Source organism: Methylomonas paludis (assembly GCF_018734325.1).
GTDB classification, from domain to species: domain Bacteria; phylum Pseudomonadota; class Gammaproteobacteria; order Methylococcales; family Methylomonadaceae; genus Methylomonas; species Methylomonas paludis.
Map to the genome: position 1 here is coordinate 3,612,318 of NZ_CP073754.1, position 16,429 is coordinate 3,628,746.

The 16,429-nt window shown below is 47.2% G+C and carries 20 protein-coding genes and 1 other RNA gene; 5 read left to right on the plus strand and 16 right to left on the minus strand.

Translation table 11 applies throughout. The features are described from left to right. Positions 1–89: 89 nt before the first annotated feature. A complete protein-coding gene (locus tag KEF85_RS16470; protein ID WP_246534993.1) occupies positions 90–461 on the minus strand; it encodes a septal ring lytic transglycosylase RlpA family protein in 372 nt (123 codons plus the stop codon). Between the two features lie 384 nt (positions 462–845). Here KEF85_RS16470 and KEF85_RS16475 point away from each other — a divergent pair, with 384 nt between their 5' ends. After that, positions 846–1,721: a fumarylacetoacetate hydrolase family protein gene (locus KEF85_RS16475; protein ID WP_215582365.1), complete on the plus strand. Its 876-nt coding sequence runs from the start codon at positions 846–848 to the stop codon at positions 1,719–1,721. Between the two features lie 62 nt (positions 1,722–1,783). Here the strand turns inward: KEF85_RS16475 and KEF85_RS16480 are convergent, their stop codons facing one another. Beyond that, a complete protein-coding gene (locus KEF85_RS16480; protein WP_215582366.1) occupies positions 1,784–3,670 on the minus strand; it encodes a potassium transporter Kup in 1,887 nt (628 codons plus the stop codon). 218 nt (positions 3,671–3,888) lie between these two features. Here KEF85_RS16480 and KEF85_RS16485 point away from each other — a divergent pair, with 218 nt between their 5' ends. From KEF85_RS16485 to KEF85_RS16495, 3 genes are read left to right on the plus strand one after another with little or no spacing between them, the layout of a single operon-like run. Further along, complete coding sequence (locus tag KEF85_RS16485; protein ID WP_246534994.1) at positions 3,889–4,683, plus strand: energy transducer TonB; 795 nt, start codon at positions 3,889–3,891, stop codon at positions 4,681–4,683. 15 nt (positions 4,684–4,698) lie between these two features. Beyond that, complete coding sequence (locus KEF85_RS16490; protein ID WP_215582367.1) at positions 4,699–5,373, plus strand: MotA/TolQ/ExbB proton channel family protein; 675 nt, start codon at positions 4,699–4,701, stop codon at positions 5,371–5,373. Next, positions 5,363–5,776: an ExbD/TolR family protein gene (locus KEF85_RS16495; RefSeq protein ID WP_215582369.1), complete on the plus strand. Its 414-nt coding sequence runs from the start codon at positions 5,363–5,365 to the stop codon at positions 5,774–5,776. Before KEF85_RS16490 ends, KEF85_RS16495 begins: the two co-directional genes overlap by 11 nt. 18 nt (positions 5,777–5,794) lie before the next feature. On the opposite strand, the gene rimK is transcribed toward KEF85_RS16495, so the two are convergent. The 10 genes from rimK to KEF85_RS16545 all read right to left on the minus strand — a co-directional run bounded on the left by rimK (position 5,795) and on the right by KEF85_RS16545 (position 11,924). Beyond that, complete coding sequence (rimK, locus tag KEF85_RS16500) at positions 5,795–6,688, minus strand: 30S ribosomal protein S6--L-glutamate ligase (protein ID WP_215582371.1); 894 nt, start codon at positions 6,686–6,688, stop codon at positions 5,795–5,797. Positions 6,689–6,700: 12 nt separating this feature from the next. Beyond that, on the minus strand, positions 6,701–7,375 hold the full coding sequence (gene mtnC / locus KEF85_RS16505) for an acireductone synthase (protein ID WP_215582373.1): 675 nt from the start codon (positions 7,373–7,375) through the stop codon (positions 6,701–6,703). Next, positions 7,372–7,929 carry a 1,2-dihydroxy-3-keto-5-methylthiopentene dioxygenase gene (locus KEF85_RS16510; RefSeq protein ID WP_215582375.1) on the minus strand — a complete coding sequence of 186 codons (558 nt, stop codon included), beginning with the start codon at positions 7,927–7,929 and terminating at the stop codon, positions 7,372–7,374. The genes mtnC and KEF85_RS16510 overlap by 4 nt, the downstream gene beginning before the upstream one ends. A 2-nt stretch (positions 7,930–7,931) precedes the next feature. Beyond that, a complete protein-coding gene (locus tag KEF85_RS16515; protein ID WP_215585232.1) occupies positions 7,932–8,549 on the minus strand; it encodes a methylthioribulose 1-phosphate dehydratase in 618 nt (205 codons plus the stop codon). Between the two features lie 28 nt (positions 8,550–8,577). Beyond that, positions 8,578–8,929: RNase P RNA component class A (gene rnpB, locus KEF85_RS16520), an RNA gene on the minus strand. A 70-nt stretch (positions 8,930–8,999) separates the two neighbouring features. Beyond that, positions 9,000–9,872 (minus strand): LysR family transcriptional regulator, encoded by an 873-nt coding sequence (locus KEF85_RS16525; protein WP_215582378.1) that lies wholly within the window; start codon positions 9,870–9,872, stop codon positions 9,000–9,002. Positions 9,873–10,431: 559 nt separating this feature from the next. Continuing rightward, entirely contained in the window at positions 10,432–10,740 is a 309-nt protein-coding gene (locus KEF85_RS16530) for a hypothetical protein (protein ID WP_215582380.1), read from the minus strand. A gap of 298 nt (positions 10,741–11,038) precedes the next feature. Next, positions 11,039–11,362 carry a TfoX/Sxy family DNA transformation protein gene (locus KEF85_RS16535; protein ID WP_215582381.1) on the minus strand — a complete coding sequence of 108 codons (324 nt, stop codon included), beginning with the start codon at positions 11,360–11,362 and terminating at the stop codon, positions 11,039–11,041. 24 nt (positions 11,363–11,386) lie between these two features. Then, positions 11,387–11,641 carry a CopG family antitoxin gene (locus KEF85_RS16540; RefSeq protein WP_215582382.1) on the minus strand — a complete coding sequence of 85 codons (255 nt, stop codon included), beginning with the start codon at positions 11,639–11,641 and terminating at the stop codon, positions 11,387–11,389. Beyond that, positions 11,616–11,924 carry a BrnT family toxin gene (locus KEF85_RS16545; protein ID WP_215582383.1) on the minus strand — a complete coding sequence of 103 codons (309 nt, stop codon included), beginning with the start codon at positions 11,922–11,924 and terminating at the stop codon, positions 11,616–11,618. Before KEF85_RS16545 ends, KEF85_RS16540 begins: the two co-directional genes overlap by 26 nt. Positions 11,925–12,178: 254 nt before the next feature. On the opposite strand from KEF85_RS16545, the gene KEF85_RS16550 reads away from it, so the two are divergent. Continuing rightward, positions 12,179–13,009, plus strand: coding sequence for an REP-associated tyrosine transposase (locus KEF85_RS16550; RefSeq protein ID WP_215582384.1), 831 nt, complete (start codon positions 12,179–12,181; stop codon positions 13,007–13,009). Positions 13,010–13,512: 503 nt separating this feature from the next. Here KEF85_RS16550 and KEF85_RS16555 read toward each other — a convergent pair. The 4 genes from KEF85_RS16555 to KEF85_RS16570 all read right to left on the minus strand — a co-directional run bounded on the left by KEF85_RS16555 (position 13,513) and on the right by KEF85_RS16570 (position 16,174). After that, the gene (locus tag KEF85_RS16555) at positions 13,513–13,935 is read right to left on the minus strand and encodes a type II toxin-antitoxin system PemK/MazF family toxin (protein ID WP_215582385.1); all 423 of its coding nucleotides are present in this window, start codon (positions 13,933–13,935) and stop codon (positions 13,513–13,515) included. 3 nt (positions 13,936–13,938) lie between these two features. Continuing rightward, positions 13,939–14,214, minus strand: coding sequence for a hypothetical protein (locus KEF85_RS16560; RefSeq protein WP_215582388.1), 276 nt, complete (start codon positions 14,212–14,214; stop codon positions 13,939–13,941). A gap of 196 nt (positions 14,215–14,410) precedes the next feature. After that, entirely contained in the window at positions 14,411–15,136 is a 726-nt protein-coding gene (locus KEF85_RS16565; protein ID WP_215582390.1) for a nucleotidyl transferase AbiEii/AbiGii toxin family protein, read from the minus strand. 123 nt (positions 15,137–15,259) lie between these two features. Further along, positions 15,260–16,174, minus strand: a complete 915-nt coding sequence (locus KEF85_RS16570; protein ID WP_215582392.1) for a type IV toxin-antitoxin system AbiEi family antitoxin domain-containing protein — start codon at positions 16,172–16,174, stop codon at positions 15,260–15,262. Positions 16,175–16,429: the final 255 nt, after the last annotated feature.

Consider the following 16,429-nt stretch of genomic DNA (forward strand, 5'->3'; position numbering starts at 1 on the left):
GGCATAAACTGGTTTGTCCGGCAAAGCATAACCAACTTCCCGGCCCAAGCAGGGATAGCAAACCATTTGATGCTGAAAATCAAGAGATTTTAGGCTTCGCCTAAACTTACAACAGTGATTTTGACCTTGGCAATACCGGCTTGCAGGAAGCCCAGTTCTTTGGCTGCCTGTTTGGATAAATCCAGTAAGCGTCTGTTTGAACGGTGTGCCCGGGAATTAATACGGACATCGACACTTTGATTGTTTTTCAAGTTTACAACATGTATAACTGTACCAAACGGTAAGGTCGCATGTGCTGCTGTCAGGTCGTGTTTGTCATAGCGTTCACCGCTTGCGGTTCGGTGTCCATGAAATTTATCGTTAAAATAAGAAGCAATACCAATTTGATCATCAAAAGCATTAAATTCAGCGGCTTTTGTCAGACCGGTAGTGCAAAACAATGCCAGCGTAACCGAAAGCATTGTTTTAGCTAACCATCTGTTAATTCTCATCATTTACCCCCTTCATTTCGTCAATGTTATGGCTGATGAGTTTTCAGGTTAACCCACAAAATCTATGATGGCAAGCAAAAAATGCCGGCTAGCACGGATTTGTAATAAAGTCAACAGGCTTAAAAATTCCGCCGCAGGCCAGAGAATTCGGGGGTTTGTCGGCTTTGAAGCGCCGAAAAAATTTTTTTGGCTAAGGGGCTGATTACAAACAAACTTCTAATTTTTGCCTGGTTTTTTAGGCCTGAAAACCGCTAAAAAAAGCCATTTTTTGGCAAAATTTACCAGCAAATTAACTGAGCAGCAGTACAGCCTTAAGCTAAAATAGCCGGTTTTTGCCACCCAAAACCACCAAAGATGAAGCTGATTACCTTTACTCATAACCGGATTACCCAAATAGGCGCTGTCAGCGGAGAAAGCGTAGTCGTTGCGACCGGAAATATCGAGGCCGGTACCGATATGATCAGTTTTTTGAGCAGTGGACAGGCCGGTTTGACGGCTTTACAGGCCCTGATTGATACTGGTGAACAGCGTATTCCCCTGGCCGAAGTAAGCTTGCTGGCACCGATACTGCGCCCCGGCAAGTTTTTGGGCATCGGTTTAAATTATGCCGATCATATCGAAGAAACCGGTCGGGATAGACCCGAATACCCGACGTTTTTTACCAAACAAAGCAGCTGTGTTATTGGTATTGGTGCGCCTATCCATTGCCCAGCCGTTTCGGATAAAGTGGATTATGAAGGCGAACTGGCCTTTGTGATTGGCAAACGCTGCCGGAATGTAGCGCTGGAAAATGCTCATCAGGTGATTGCCGGCTATACCATCTGTAATGACGTTACCGTGCGTGATTGGCAGCATCGTTCGCCGACCTGGACGCTAGGTAAATCCTTTGACAGCCACGGCCCATTAGGCCCCTGGCTGGTGACAGCAGATGAAATTACCGATCCGCATAATTTGCAACTGCAAACCTGGGTAGACGAAGAATTGCGTCAGAATGCCAATACCGGGGAAATGTTGTTCAATTGCTATGAAATGGTCGCCTATCTAAGTCAGGCCATGACCCTAGAGCCGGGTGATGTGATCACCACCGGTACCCCAAGCGGGGTAGGGGTAAAAATGAAACCGCGCGGCTATTTAAAACCCGGTCAGACAGTACGTATCGATATCGCCGGCATCGGTAGCTTAAGCAATCCGGTGATCGCCGAACCCGCAGATTTTGTGTTAGGGGCTTAAGCCCGGCAAACGGCCTGAGCTCAGCTCCCGGCGGCCGCTGGGAGCTGAGTAAAAGCGCTGTTTTACAGTTCGATACGTATCCCCAGCTCCAAAACCCGTTCCACCGGAATCTTGAAATATTCAATGGCGCTGGCCGAATTATGAATTAAAAACTTAAACAGTGGCCGGCCCCATTTCGGCATCGGACTCAGCCGCCGGAACGACAGCCTTTCGCTGCCCACAAAGAAAGACACGGTTTTCTGATCAATAATCAAACCTTCGTTGCTGCACAATTGCAGAGCGCGGCGCACATCCTGTTCTTCCTGAAAGCCGAAATACAATTTCACCCGATAGAAATTGCGGTTCTTGCCGAAAGATCGTACCTTAACGCGGTGCGCCTCATCCACATAAGGTTCTTCCTTGGTGACGATGGTCAGCACGATGATTTTTTCATGCAGCACATGGTTATGTTCCAGATTTTGCAATAACACCAGCGGTACCCCGTGTATGCTTCTGGCCAGATAAATGGCCGTACCTTTAACCGAAGCCAGCGGCACGCCTTGCAGCTTTTCCTCAAGTTCTTCAAACAGTACACGTTTTTCATCCAGATATTTGCTTAACAACTCCCGGCCCTTGATCCAGATTTTCATGGTGGTAAACAGCACCGCACCCACCACCAGCGGCAGCCAGCCGCCACTGGTGATTTTCAGGCAATTAGGGGCCAGAAACGACAAATCAATCAACAAGAAAAATGATAAAAAGCTGATACTGGTGATCTTGTTCCATTGCCATAATTCCTGAATCACAATAAACGCCAGTATCGTGGTGGTCATCATAGTACCGGTTACCGCTATACCGTAGGCCGAAGCCAGTGCCGATGACGATTTAAAACTTAATACCAGAATAAAAACCACCACCATCAGCAGCCAATTTACTGCCGGGATATAGATTTGGCCCATTTCATCACCGGAAGTGTGGCGAATATTCATGCGTGGACAATAACCCAGCAAAATGGCCTGACGGGTAATGGAAAACGCCCCGGAAATTACCGCCTGCGAAGCGATTACCGTAGCCAGAGTAGACAAAATCAGCAAAGGATATAAAGCCCAGTCCGGCGCCAACAGATAAAAAGGATTTTCAATCGCCGCCGGATTAGTGATCAATAAAGCGCCCTGCCCAAAATAATTTAATAATAAGGCCGGAAAAACAAAGCCAAACCAGGCATAACGGATTGGTTTCAGGCCAAAATGGCCCATATCCGCATACAAAGCTTCAGCACCGGTAATTGCCAGCACCACAGCCCCCATAATCACAAAGCCTTTCCAGCCCAGCTCGAAGAGCATTTGCACGCCATACAGCGGATTCACCGCCAGCAATACCTGCGGAGCTTTAACAATATTAATTACCCCCAAAACCGCCAGCGTGGCAAACCAGAACAGCATGACCGGCGAAAAAATGCGGCCAACCTTACCGGTACCTTTGGCTTGCATAATAAACAGGATGCTCAATACCGATATCGTGATCGGCAAAATATAGCGATCCAGACTGGGAGCCATGATTTGCAGACCTTCCACGGCACTTAATACTGAAATGGCCGGAGTAATGATACTGTCACCGTAAAACAGCGAGGCGCCTAATAAACCCAGCGTGACAATAAAAAACTTTTTTTTAGGATCATGGTGGGAACCATGTAAGGCCAAAGCCATCAAAGCCATAATGCCGCCTTCACCCTTATTGTCGGCCCGCATGATGAAAATGGCGTATTTAGTTGTCACCACCAAGGTCAAAGACCAGAAAATCAGTGATAACACGCCAATTACATGTTCGGCATTGATAGCCAAGCCATCGTGAAAAACCTCTTTTACAGCATAGAGCGGACTGGTGCCGATATCGCCGAATACCACGCCAATAGCGCCTAATGACAAAGCCATTAATTGTTCTCTGGAGTAACCGTTTTGCTTTTGGGACATGTAAATAGTGATCCAATAGAGCTGACAGAAGCCAAATTATGCCATATATAAAAGCTGTTAAAATTTTATCGTCACCTGTTCGCCACAAAGCCGATTGCTTAAGCGAAAATATGAAGAATTCAGAAATTTTCATCACAAAGCTGACTTGAACTGACATATCTATTACAATAGTCCATCCAGATTATTTGAAAATTTCTTGTTTATGTTATCGGTTAAATATGGCCTTGCGGATAATGGAGGCGTTTTTTGTCAGCCTGCGCAATAGCCGTTTCTGCCAAGGTCGGAAAACGTTTACCATGTTTTTGAATTTGTCCTGGCCGGCACTCTCTGCCGAAGCGCGTCCCGGCAATATGCTGGTGTTGATATTCGTGCTGGTACTGGTATTGCATATTGGCTTTATTAGCTGGTTGCTGACACCGGCAAGCCAAAAACTAACCCCAGCTCAGACAGTGATGCAGGTATCAATGGTATCAGTGTCCGCACCCCAGCCCAGTTCCGCCCCAGCCGCTGTAACGCCGCCGGAAAAAAAGCCCGAACCCAAAAAACCCGAAGTTAAACCTGTCGTCAAGAAAGTAAACCCTGTCGTCAAAAAAACACCGGAACCAACACCGGCACCTGCCCAGAACGTGGCAGAGCCGCAACCGGCAGCCGCAGAAGCTGCGCCGAGTCAGGCGCAAACCAGTCCCGCTGCGGAAGCCAGTGCCGCTCCCAGCGTCAAAACCGAACAATATACCGAAGCAAATTACCGGGCGGATTATCTTAATAATCCCAAGCCTGTTTATCCTATGGTGGCCAAAAGCCGTGGCTGGCAAGGCAAGGTAATGTTACGGGTATTAATATCAGCCGCCGGCATCAGCGCCAAGGTTGAAATTGAACGCAGCAGCGGTCATGAAATACTGGATGATGCTGCCGTTGAAACTGTTAAAACTTGGAAATTTGTGCCTGCCAAACACGGTGATACCGCCGTGGATGACTGGGCACTGATACCCATCGTTTTTAGCTTGAGTGATTAAAACCAGGAGAGATGAATGCCATCCTTTGCCGCCCATGATCTTGTCATAGATGCAACTTTATACACCTTACTGGCGTTTTCGCTGATAACGTGGACTTTGATATTTTTTAAAATTTGGCAGTTTACAAAAAATAAGATATATAACAAACAATACAGCACCGCCTTCTGGGAAGCCAAAGATTTAACCGCTGCCGCCCACTTACCGGTAGAAACCGTACGCGGCCCCAAAGCCCGCATTGCCTCCTGCGGATTTCGCTGGCTGACCGAATTACGCGACCCCAACACTGCCGGCAGCCTCAAATTTAAAGGCACACCGCAAGATTTACTGGAACAGACCCTGCGCAAGCAAACTCAGGATGAACAACGCAGCATGGAAAGTGGCTTGACCATGCTGGCCAGCATCGGCAGCACCGCACCGTTTGTCGGCTTATTCGGCACCGTAGTGGGCATCATGCACGCCATGCACCATATCAGCGAAACCGGTTCAGCCAGTCTGGACGTAGTGGCCGGGCCGATAGGTGACGCCCTGATAGCCACCGCCATCGGTATTGCAGTAGCGGTTCCAGCGGTTCTGGCCTATAACTTTTTCCTGCGCCGCGCCAAACAACAGCGTGCCGCGCTGGAAAATTTTGTAGACGGCTTTTTACATATTGCCTTTGGCAACGACAAGGAGAAAGTGGATGGGATTTAAAACAAATTCAGAAGACGATGAGGCGGTAAGCGAGATTAATGTCACGCCGCTAGTCGACGTAATGCTGGTACTGGTGATTATCTTACTGGTAACCGCTCCGCTATTAACCCAGTCGGTCAATGTGGCGTTACCCAAAACCACCTCGACCAACCCGGATAACCAGAAGCAGCCGTTTCAGATTGGCATTGATGCCCAAGGCGTAATTACCCTGAATAAAAATCCGGTGCCGGATTTAACCCAGTTGGAAACCACCTTAAAAAACGAATTTAGCCAAAATCCGGAAATCGCCATCCATGTCTATGCCGATAACGCCGTCAGTTACGGCAAAGTGGCAGAAGTCATGGCCACAGTCCAGCATGTCGGCATCACCAAGCTGGCGTTTGTCACTGTAGAGAAAAAATAGCGATCCTGGGGTTACGGCTTAGCCGGAACCTTTCTGCTTATTCAGATTTTTTTCGATATATTCAATCATCAGCCCGGCAATATCCTTGTCACAGGCTTTTTCTATGCCTTCCAGGCCAGGTGAAGAATTGACTTCCATCACCAGCGGCCCGCGTTTGGAACGCAGCAAATCCACCCCGCACACATTCAAGCCCATCACTTTAGCCGCACTCACCGCAGTGGCGCGTTCTTGCGGGCTTAACCGCACCTGGGTCGCCGTACCGCCGCGATGCAGATTGGAACGAAACTCACCCTCGCGGCCCTGGCGCTTCATTGCCGCCACCACCTTGTCACCCACCACAAAACAGCGGATATCACTGCCGGCAGCTTCCTGAATAAATTCCTGCACCATAATATTGGCATTTAAACCCATAAACGCCTGAATCACACTATGTGCAGCATTATGCGTCTCAGCCAGCACGACGCCTATGCCTTGCGAACCCTCCACCAGCTTGATCACCAGCGGTGCGCCGCCCACTTCCTCGATCAAGTCTTCAATATTGTCGGGATTGTGGGCAAAAGCCGTAATCGGTAAATCGATACCCTTGCGGGCCAGCAACTGACTGGAAGCCAGTTTGTCGCGTGAACGGCTGATAGCGGCAGAATTATTCAGCGCAAAAATATTCATCATCTCAAACTGACGCAACACTGCCGTACCATAAAAAGTGATGGAAGCACCAATCCGGGGAATCACCGCATCATATCCCAGCAGATTTTCACCCTGATAATGGATAGACGGGTTTCTGGATGTGATATTCATATAACAATGGGTGGGATCCAGCACTCTGGCTTCATGACCACGGGCCTGGGCAGCCTCGACCAAACGAATGCTGGAATACAGCGTACTGTCGCGGGAAAGAATGGCGATTTTCATGCCGGCAAGTGCTTACAACTGAATTTGGTCAAAACTGCCGATTTGGCGGTGAGGGCCGGCCAATTTAGCGTTTTGCTCACGCACCAGCCAATAAGTTTGAAAGCCGGCCTGGGCAGCGGCATCCAGCTCGGCCAGGATATCCGATAAAAACAGAATTTCGTCAGGGGCCAATTGCAGCTGCTCGGCAATGCGTTGATAAGAGCCGATTTCCTGTTTGGCGCCAATGTGGGTATCAAAATAACCGGAAAACAGCGGTGTTAAATCACCGTACTCAGTATGACCAAACAATAATTTTTGGGCATACACCGAACCGGAAGAATACACATAAAGCCGGTAGCCCTGGGCGTGAAAAGCCTGCAATTGCCCAGCCGCATCGGCATAAATATGACCTTTAAAATCGCCCTGGCTATAACCGTGCGCCCAGATCAGGCCTTGCAGCGATTTAAGCGGGGTAATCTTCTGATCGCTGTCTATCCAGGCGATAAACTGATCAATCAATTGTTCATCATTCACCGCAGAGCCAATCAGGCCGCGGGCATCAGCCAGTAATTCAGCCACGGCTGGCTCAGCACCATACTGGCGGATAAAATCCGGCAAATGCCGGCGGGCATAAGGAAACAGTACATCCTTAACAAAAGACAATGAAGAAGTCGTTCCTTCAATATCCGTCACTATCGCTTTAATCATAAATCGGCTAAATAAGCATCCAGGGTAGGGAAGCTAGCGGCAATAGTGCTGCCGGTAAAATTGGCCACCCAGCCGTCTTCGGTGGTGAACAGGCGAATACATTTAAAATTGGGTTCTGCGCCCATATCAAACCAGTGGGTGGTATTGGCCGGCACGCTGATCAAATCGCCCTGTTCACACAGCACCGCATACACCTTATCGGCTACATGCAGAAAAAACAGGCCTTTGCCGTCCACAAAAAACCGCACCTCAAAATCATCGTGAGTGTGTTCAGCCAAAAACTTTTGGCGCAACTGATCCTTATTGGGGTGATCGGCAGTCAGGCTAATCACGTCTACCGACTGAAAGCCGTAACTTTGTTTAAGATGGTTAACCGAATCCTGATAAGCATCCAGCACAGTTTGGCCATCGGCATCAGCGCCAAATTCATAAGCCGCCTGCCAGCGTTCAAACTGCACGCCTATCTCGGCCAATTGGGCGCTGATGTCGGCAAACTCGCGTGTCGTAATGCCTGCTTGTGGCTGATCAGCCGGATAAATGCTTAATGCGCTCATATCTATACCTTCCCGTGTAATCGTATTTCGCAATCAAATAAAAATTCCAGCGCTTCCAGATGTCTCAGGGTATCCGTCACCGATGCCCCCCAGGTATAAAAACCGTGGCTGGCAATAATATAGGCATAAACACCACTATGCTGATCCAGATAGGCTTCAACCTGACGGCTTAAGCGGGCAATATCCTGATCATTAGCAAAAACGGGCACCACAATCCGGGTTTCGTGGGTAGTGATACCCTGCAACGCTTTCAGCAATTCGTAATTTTCCAGCACTAACTGGTCTGGGAACAGCCGGGCGGCTAGTGTGGCATTAATGGAGTGTGGATGCAATACCGCCTGCACGTCTGGAAAACGCTGGTAAAGTGCTGTATGCAGCAAGGTTTCTGCTGAAGGTTTTTTGCCGTCCAGGGACTGACCGCTGCTGTCGATCAGCATGATGTCCTCACGCTGCAAACAGCCCTTGTGACGGCCGGAAACGGTTATAGCAATCGTGCCATCGCTAAGCCGAGCCGAAAAATTGCCGCTGGTGGCCGGCACCCAGCCTTTACTGTCGATAAAGCGTCCGGCTGCAATCAGCTGGTCGGCTATAGCGTAAAATTCGTCGGACTTTGCTGTCATCATCTGGCCGCATTAAGGATGGCAAAAAGAAGTGAGTTGGCCTGTAAGCCGGGTTCTGTCGAGAACAGCCATTCATCTAGGCGGCAAGTCACCTTGCCGCTCAAGCAATCTACCCAGGAGCCGCGCGGGCCACGCGTATGCTCCTCTATTTGATCTTGCTCCGGGTGGGGTTTTCCCTGCCACGCCTGTTACCAGTCGCGCGGTGCGCTCTTACCGCACCATTTCACCCTTACCGGGTTTCGAAAAACCAGGCGGTATATTTTCTGCGGCACTTTCCGTAGGCTCACGCCTCCCAGGCATTACCTGGCACCCTGCCCTATGGAGCCCGGACTTTCCTCCCTTTTATTAAAAAATAAAACGGCGGCTGTTCGGCCAACTCAGGCGGCGATTATACAGAAGTTACAAAAACGTGTTGAAAGACTTGTCCCGGAAAAAATATTTAGCCATGGCCTAAAAACCCAGGCGCAAACTTTCCAGCACCTTAAGCACTTCCGGATTATCCGTGCTGGCAGGGTAAATGGCATAAACCGTACGCCGAATGTCCGGATCGGACAAATAACGAAACATCAGCCGGTCGGCCTGCTTGGGAACAGTAAACTCCGGAATCAAAGCCACCCCAATACCGGCCTGCACCATGCTTAATATCCATTCCTCGCTATTACTCCGATAAGCAGCATACAAATTGATCTGTCTGCCCAGGCAAACGCCGCGCAACGTTTCGCGCAATTCACAATTCAAACGATCCAGATACGGCTCGGCCTGAATGGTGGCCAGATCAACTTCCGCCAACTGATTAAAGCGATGCTTGTCATTAAACACCACCACATAACGCTCTTCATATAGTTTCAAGGACTGGTAATGGCCGGAAGGCAGAGAGAGCGGCGCACTGATCACCACATCCAACTGATTGTCATCCAGCAGTTTTAACAAATTAACTTCGCTGTCCACAATCACTTCCAGTTCCACATGCGGGCGTGATTGCTGAAAATCGGCAAAAAACGGGCTCAAATGCTGAGCAGCTATCGTGGTCATCACCCCAATCCGCAACGGCACCGTATTCAACCGATTAAAGCGTATCGCCTCAGCCTTAATGGACTGCGCCTCACGAAAAATTTCCCGCAGCGTCGGTTCAATCAACCGTCCCAACGCCGTCAGCCGGCAACCACTGCGTTCGCGGCTAAACAACTCCCCGCCCAGCTCCTCTTCCAGCTTCTTGATGGCCTGAGTCAACGAAGGTTGCGCCACATAAGCCGATTGCGCCGCCCGCGTAAACGAACCCTTATCACACACCGCCAGAAAATAGCGAATTTGTTGCATTTCCATCGTCAATATCCAGCTAAAATAGCAAAAAACAGTAGGGTGGCTTCGCCGCCAGGCAAGCCACCAAAACTTCGCGGGTGTTTAAGTGTCTAGCCATCGCAAAAACACCCTACGCAACAGGTTAACCACAGCCTACCTCATCGCGACCCGTAGCCTCGATGCAACGTAGTGGAATCGAGGAATTCGCAGCACAGCCTTAATCAAATCAAGGCTAGCCCAATTCAACAATCCCCTCACCTCAAACAAAACCAGTCAATGTCCCCCAACAACCATGTAGGGTGGCTTCGCCGCCAGGCAAGCCACCAAAACTTAATTGCTGCCTTACCTGATCAGAATAGGGTGTGCATAGTTTTAAAGATTACAGCTTCTTAAATCTGTTTGCACTTTCCTTGTTAACCAAAGCGTTGGTAACCTGCTTGGCAATGCGGACTTCGACCCACCTAACCCCCAGGCACCGCCATCGGTTTTTTTATAAGCATCCACCTTTTGCCAATAGTCATTGCTAGCCGGAGCTGGAGAAGAATTGCTGGTTGCCAACACTTCTGCCAGCGGCGTGGGCTTATTAAATGCATAGCTGAAAAACTAGGCCAAAGTCATGTTCACTGCAGTTTTTAAACCCAGTGCCGCCAAGTTCGGAAACCCACCGCGCAGTTCTTTGATCCAGCATATAACTCAGCAGAAAGGCAATATCCCCATTATATAAACTGCGGATACGCTCCAGCGAAATCTTACCGCGCAAGTCTTCTTCAGGTACCACGATAATCGATTTAATATACTGGCTATTGCTGAGCAATTGCCGTTTAAGCTGAGCCGTCGCCAGTGCCAGACTGGTGCCGGGAATAGCCGAACCATAACTGCCGGTGGCCGGCACAAAAACAATCGCTACCGATGCCGGAAAAGTCAGCGGCGCTTAGTCTCCAACTATTGGGAGTCTTTAACCTTTTCCAGTGCCTAGGCCAGCGGTGTCGAAGCCGAACGGGTATTAACCCGGTTACGGAAATTGCCAACTATTTTTCAAGCCTTTTTTACGGCCTGTTTTGCCGCGAATTACCCTAACAGAATTCGGGGTCGAATTTCCAGGGTCAATTTCCAGGGTCAGGTCTTGATTTTTGCCTTTGCCAAAAGATTAGATCATTATTTTTCAGTTTTTAAAATTAAAACTGATGGCTTCATTTCGGCGCAAGCCCCAACTCATCAAGTCGAAGTAATATATCTGTTCGGCGTAACTTTTGAATCTCCCGCCAATCAAGCCCTTCGATTGCGGCAACTAGAGCATACATGAAATTCAAACTTGTCCCAGGTACTTGTTCTTTAAGTTGCCGATAAACATCGTACACATCATGAGTTTTCAGTTCATCAAGCGAATAAATGCCGATTGACACCAAAGCCTGGGTACTTTTTGGGCCAAAGCCAGACAATGTTGTTGCTTTATTATTTTGGGTTTTATGTTCTGCCTGAAAATTCATGAAATTACAGTATTGTTTGCCGCCCATCAGTAATCATCTTTATAGCAGTGTCTATTTGTGCGAAACTACAGCATCCTCCAAAATTTTCCTGATTAATCGCTGATAAGGTATTCCGGATTTAGTTGCTTTGTCTTTAATTGCAGTATAAAGCTGTTCGGGTAAACGCATGGTGACGCTACGGCTTTTAGGCTGGAATTCAAATTGCATTTGGCTCAAGCCAGTTAAATCGTACTCTGTTAAATCGGCGTGTTCAATGAAGGCTTCAGCTGCTTCATCGGTGTCAAATTTTGGTAAGGGCTTGTTCATAGTGGTCAATTTCCTTCTGGTGCATATATCGTGCGCTGATGGGGCGTATGACGGAAGAGTTATTTTGGTGACGCACCGTAAATGCGATAAAAGCTAAACGGTTTTGATGGGTTTTACCTATGCCAATAAATCGCTGTTCCGTATAAGAATGAGCCGGGTCAGGGAAAACCGATACATGCCCCTGAAAAACTGATTCTATATCAGCAATAGACAAACCATACTTTTGGCATTTCTGAAAATTGCCTTCATCCAAGTCAAAGCCATCGACATTGTATGCTTTCATTGGTTTAGTATGTGCATTTGTATGTACGTCGTCAAGAGGTAAGTTCCGCTTTAATGATCATTCTACTTCTAAAAAATGATTTGGTAGCGTAAACAGCACTTAGTGGTCTTGACTTTTGCCTTTGAGAAAAGATCCGGTATCTTGGCTTATGTTGTATCAATCACCAACACGTCGTTGGCAAACCCTGAACCGGCGGGGTCTGAACCGGCGGGGTCAGGTCTTGTCTTTTGCTAAAATCCTGATAGCATTAAACCATGTCCAGACCATTAAGAATAGAATTTGCCGGCGGCTTATATCATGTGACTTCTCGGGGAGATGGTCAGGAAACCATTTATCTGAACGAATCTGATAGATTAATATTCCTGGAATTATTGGCTAATGTGGTAGCAAAGCACAACTGGGCTGTCCATGCTTATTGTTTGATGGATAATCACTACCATTTATTAATAGAAACTCCGGATGCTAATCTGGCCAAGGGCATGCGGCAATTAAATGGCGTTTATACTCAACGCTTCAATCGTATTCACCAACGGGTTGGTCATGTTTTTCAGGGCCGCTATAAAGCCATCATCATTCAGAAAGATGCTCACCTATTGGAAGTGGCGCGCTATATAGTGCTTAATCCGGTTAGGGCGCACATGGTCAACAACGCTGTCGAATGGCCCTGGAGCAGTTATCGGGCCAGTGCAGGACTTTGTAATGTCCCGGACTGGCTGAACACAGATTGGCTGCTTTCTGCATTTTCCCCCCAGCGCAGTTCGGCATTACCGCGATATGCCGGTTTTGTTGCAGAAGGTAAAAACCAGCCTAAGCTGTGGGATAGCTTACGCAATCAGGTATTTTTGGGTTCTGAGGAATTTGTAGCTGATTTGCTCAGCAAATCCAATCACCAATCCTTAACAGACATTCCTTATGCCCAGCGCCGCCCGCCAGCCAAACAGCTTGCAGAAATCAGTAAAGCCAATGGACGGGATTCGGCAATTGTTCAGGCCTATGCCAGCGGGACATATACCCTGAAGGAAATTGGAGATTATTTTGGTTTGCACTATTCACGGGTTAGTCGCATAGTAAATGTGAAGCGATAAGTGAGGTAATTTGGCAAAATTAAAGATCTGGCCACAAGCTTTGATCTTACTTATTTTATCCTATCCTGGATGTAGCAAGCTACTGTGACTGTCGGGCTTGATTTTTGACCGACAATGCCTTGTAAGCGACTATAAGCTATCTTTTTTGTAGCGAACAAGGAACTGGTTTAACCTTATCTTCAAGTACCTTTCATGAACCCTTCAAGGGGGCTTGAAGAAAAAAACCAATCTAAAATTTAAAGCTTTTCAGTATGATATGAGTCTTCGGCTTTGCCTTCAGACACCCAATAGATTTCTTTTACTTTAAAAAGTAAACAAAATGGGCGGCAGGGGAAAAGAAGGGGATTGTAGACCTGGTTGGTTTGGGTGGCAAAATGGCTGCGACGGCAAAGATAGGATAAAATCAGTTCCGAAATGGAAGCAGCAAAAAGCACTGGTGCTACGCCAAAGATAGGTTATTTAATGAGTTATTGAGTATTTTATCAAATGATAAAATATTTTGATTATTCACCAGGTTCTTGCGTGGCATCATAGGCCGCTGTCACTCGGCGCATTAGATTTGAGTGAAGTACACCTAGTTTTGGTGTTTGGCCATTTGGCGCACCTGGTGGCACGCCAAACCAATCACTGCAATACGGCAAATTAACAGCGCTATTAAAATTAAACTTTGTCGAATAACTTAAGCCAGCCGCCTTGTAAGCAGAGACATCGCTTTTAGAAATGAGAAATTCGCCTGAACGTAATTGATCGGTTTTTTGGCTAGTTCCGTAAATGACTCTGACTGAAAAATGATGGTCTTTATCATCATAGACGGTAATAACCAATGCCGGTCTTGGTTTTGGGCCAGGCTCAATTCCTTTGTTTTCTGGAAAATGGCACCATACTATTTCGCCAACTTCTGGAGCTGGCCACCAGTGCTTACCCATTCTTCAGAACAAGCTAGCCTTAACCATTTTTGTTTGGTCTTGCGGCACTGCTTTACGAATTGCTGTTAATTGAGCTTCAGTTAATTCACCATCATCTGCTTCATAACTGGGTAACACTTCTTTTGCCAGCTTTTGCAACGCATAATGAATAACCTGTGTCTCCCCAGTAAAACCAAGGGATTCAGCTATTTTTTTTGTTGTTGATCGACTAACACCGGTTAATGTGTCTGTCTGACGAAAACGAAATAGTAATTGGTCTTGTTTTGCTCCAGTCGTCATGGCGCACTCCATAAAACGGAAAATGATATATTAAATATATCATTTTTTATTTTTGTGTCAATCATTATGGCAATAGGGTCAGGTCTTGATTCTTGCCTCTGCCAAAAGGCTATACCGTTATTTTTCAATCTTTAAGCGTAAACCATCCCATATTTTCTCGGCGGCACTGGATGTTTGGCCGGCTGTAACCCACTATTCACCAAGGCAAGCCGCGATAAAAACCTTCCACCATTTGGTAAACTCGATCAAATGGCGGCAAATCGCCTTCAATTTCCGGGGCCAGCTTAAGGTATTCTGTTTCCGAGCGGCGGCGGATTTCTGGATTAGACATGGCGTCAGGATGCACTGCTAAATCCCGTATACGGGATTTTTCATGTAGCCGTTTTAAAATCTGCGCCTGAATATTAAGGTCATCGCGCAAGGGATAATCGTTCAACACATAATACAAATCATAAATATCCTGCCGTCTAATTCGATTGCGTACTTCCTGTTGCAGTAAAGCGCGAAATTTTTCCGCGACCATTTCCACTAAACTATAAGTGCGAATAATCTGGCCCGCTTCCAGTTCAAAGCATTCAGTTTCTGCTACTGGCTCATTTAAGCTGTAGTCAAGCCGGATGGTGCTGTTAGCCCGTCCCGCAGTCAGAGATTTATGTCCGGGGGTGCCTTTGTAGGCATAGCCGATACTGACCTGAATGGTGGGAAAGCTGGCATCTTCGCCTTTGGGATTCTGAGCGCAGCTTTGTACCCGGCAATCAAGCCCATAATTCAGATTTTCAACAGTTTCGATCAGGCTGGTTTCCAGTTGGCGCCGAAATTCTGCCAGATCAAAATCCGGTCGCTTGGTTGCGGTTGAAAAGTCGATATCCTTGGTATATCGTGGGCTGCTATAACCCAGCGCCAAAAGAATGCCACCTTTCATGATCATGCTGGTTTGTAGCTAGGGAGTTCCGGCTATGGCAGTAAGAATGATATGCACAGCCTGTCGGAATGGACGGTAATTGTCGTTTTGCTTGACCCAGTCCTTGATGTCAAATTTTTGCAATCAAACCTCCTCTTCTTCAATATTAATCGATAAACACCATTTCTCCGAGAATCGCGAACTGTAAGGCGCATTTGCCAATAGCTTGCGCGACCCGCCGCGTTGAGCAAACTCCAGCCATGAGTCAATAATAGGATGCAGTAAACCCAGGCGCTCATCCAGAATATAGCCGGCGCGAACTTTATCAATTTTAGTACCGTGCCGGTTAATCACATCGATAATCAGGCGCAAATAGCGCTGTGCATGGGCGGCGTAAATTTCCAGTACATGATAAATCCCGCCGCATAATTCCGGTTCCCGCAGCATATCCAGAAAAGTGCGACCGATGGTGGCAACCCGCATTATTCGTCCTTGCACGATCAGATAAGAGCCGGGGTCGCAGTGCAGTGTGGTGTAAACATTAATCGTCTTACGTTGAATTTTGTTTATTTTCAGGCGGTGTAAGCTAGTTAATGCCGCCTCCTGATAAAGTGTTACAGCTGTTTCGCCTAGGTCTTTTTGCATACGCTGTATAGCCAATTGCCCCCATTGTGGATGAGGCAGGGTGGTAATAAACAGCATTTTCGGTAAGCGTTCGGTCAGGCCGTGATAAACCATCGCGCTGAGATGGGAAATGTAACAAAAAGGATCAATGCAGCAGACAATATCTTCTGCCGCCGCATCCTGGCCCAGAACGGTATAAATTTCCTGATTTGATAATTCTTTACTGTGTTGTAAGACACCGTTGCCCAGCAGCGTATTAACCACACGTTTATATTCCAGACGTTCTGGTAAGTCTTTTTGCAGTCGCGCCAGTTTTTCGCCTTGATAGGTTTTGGTTTGATACAGCTTAAAAATCAGACAGCCCAATTGATAGCTGGTGACAATGGGCTGACGCAGTCGGCCAATTTCTAGGGTGAGTGCAGTGGTTATTTCCATCTTGATATTAACTGTATATGTCCTAAGGACATATACAGTTAATTTAAATAGATGTCAATACCAATAGTATTTTAGAAATCAGCTTAATACTTGACACGCTTATAATTATCCATTTAGAATTAGTCCTTAGGACTAATTCTAAATGGTAAAACTGTCTATCTTTACACCCAAAAAATATCACTAGTTTTGCATACAATTTTCTAATTAATCGGCGTAACGTTGCTGATTCTTGTCTTAACAAGTACTTAGCTTCGA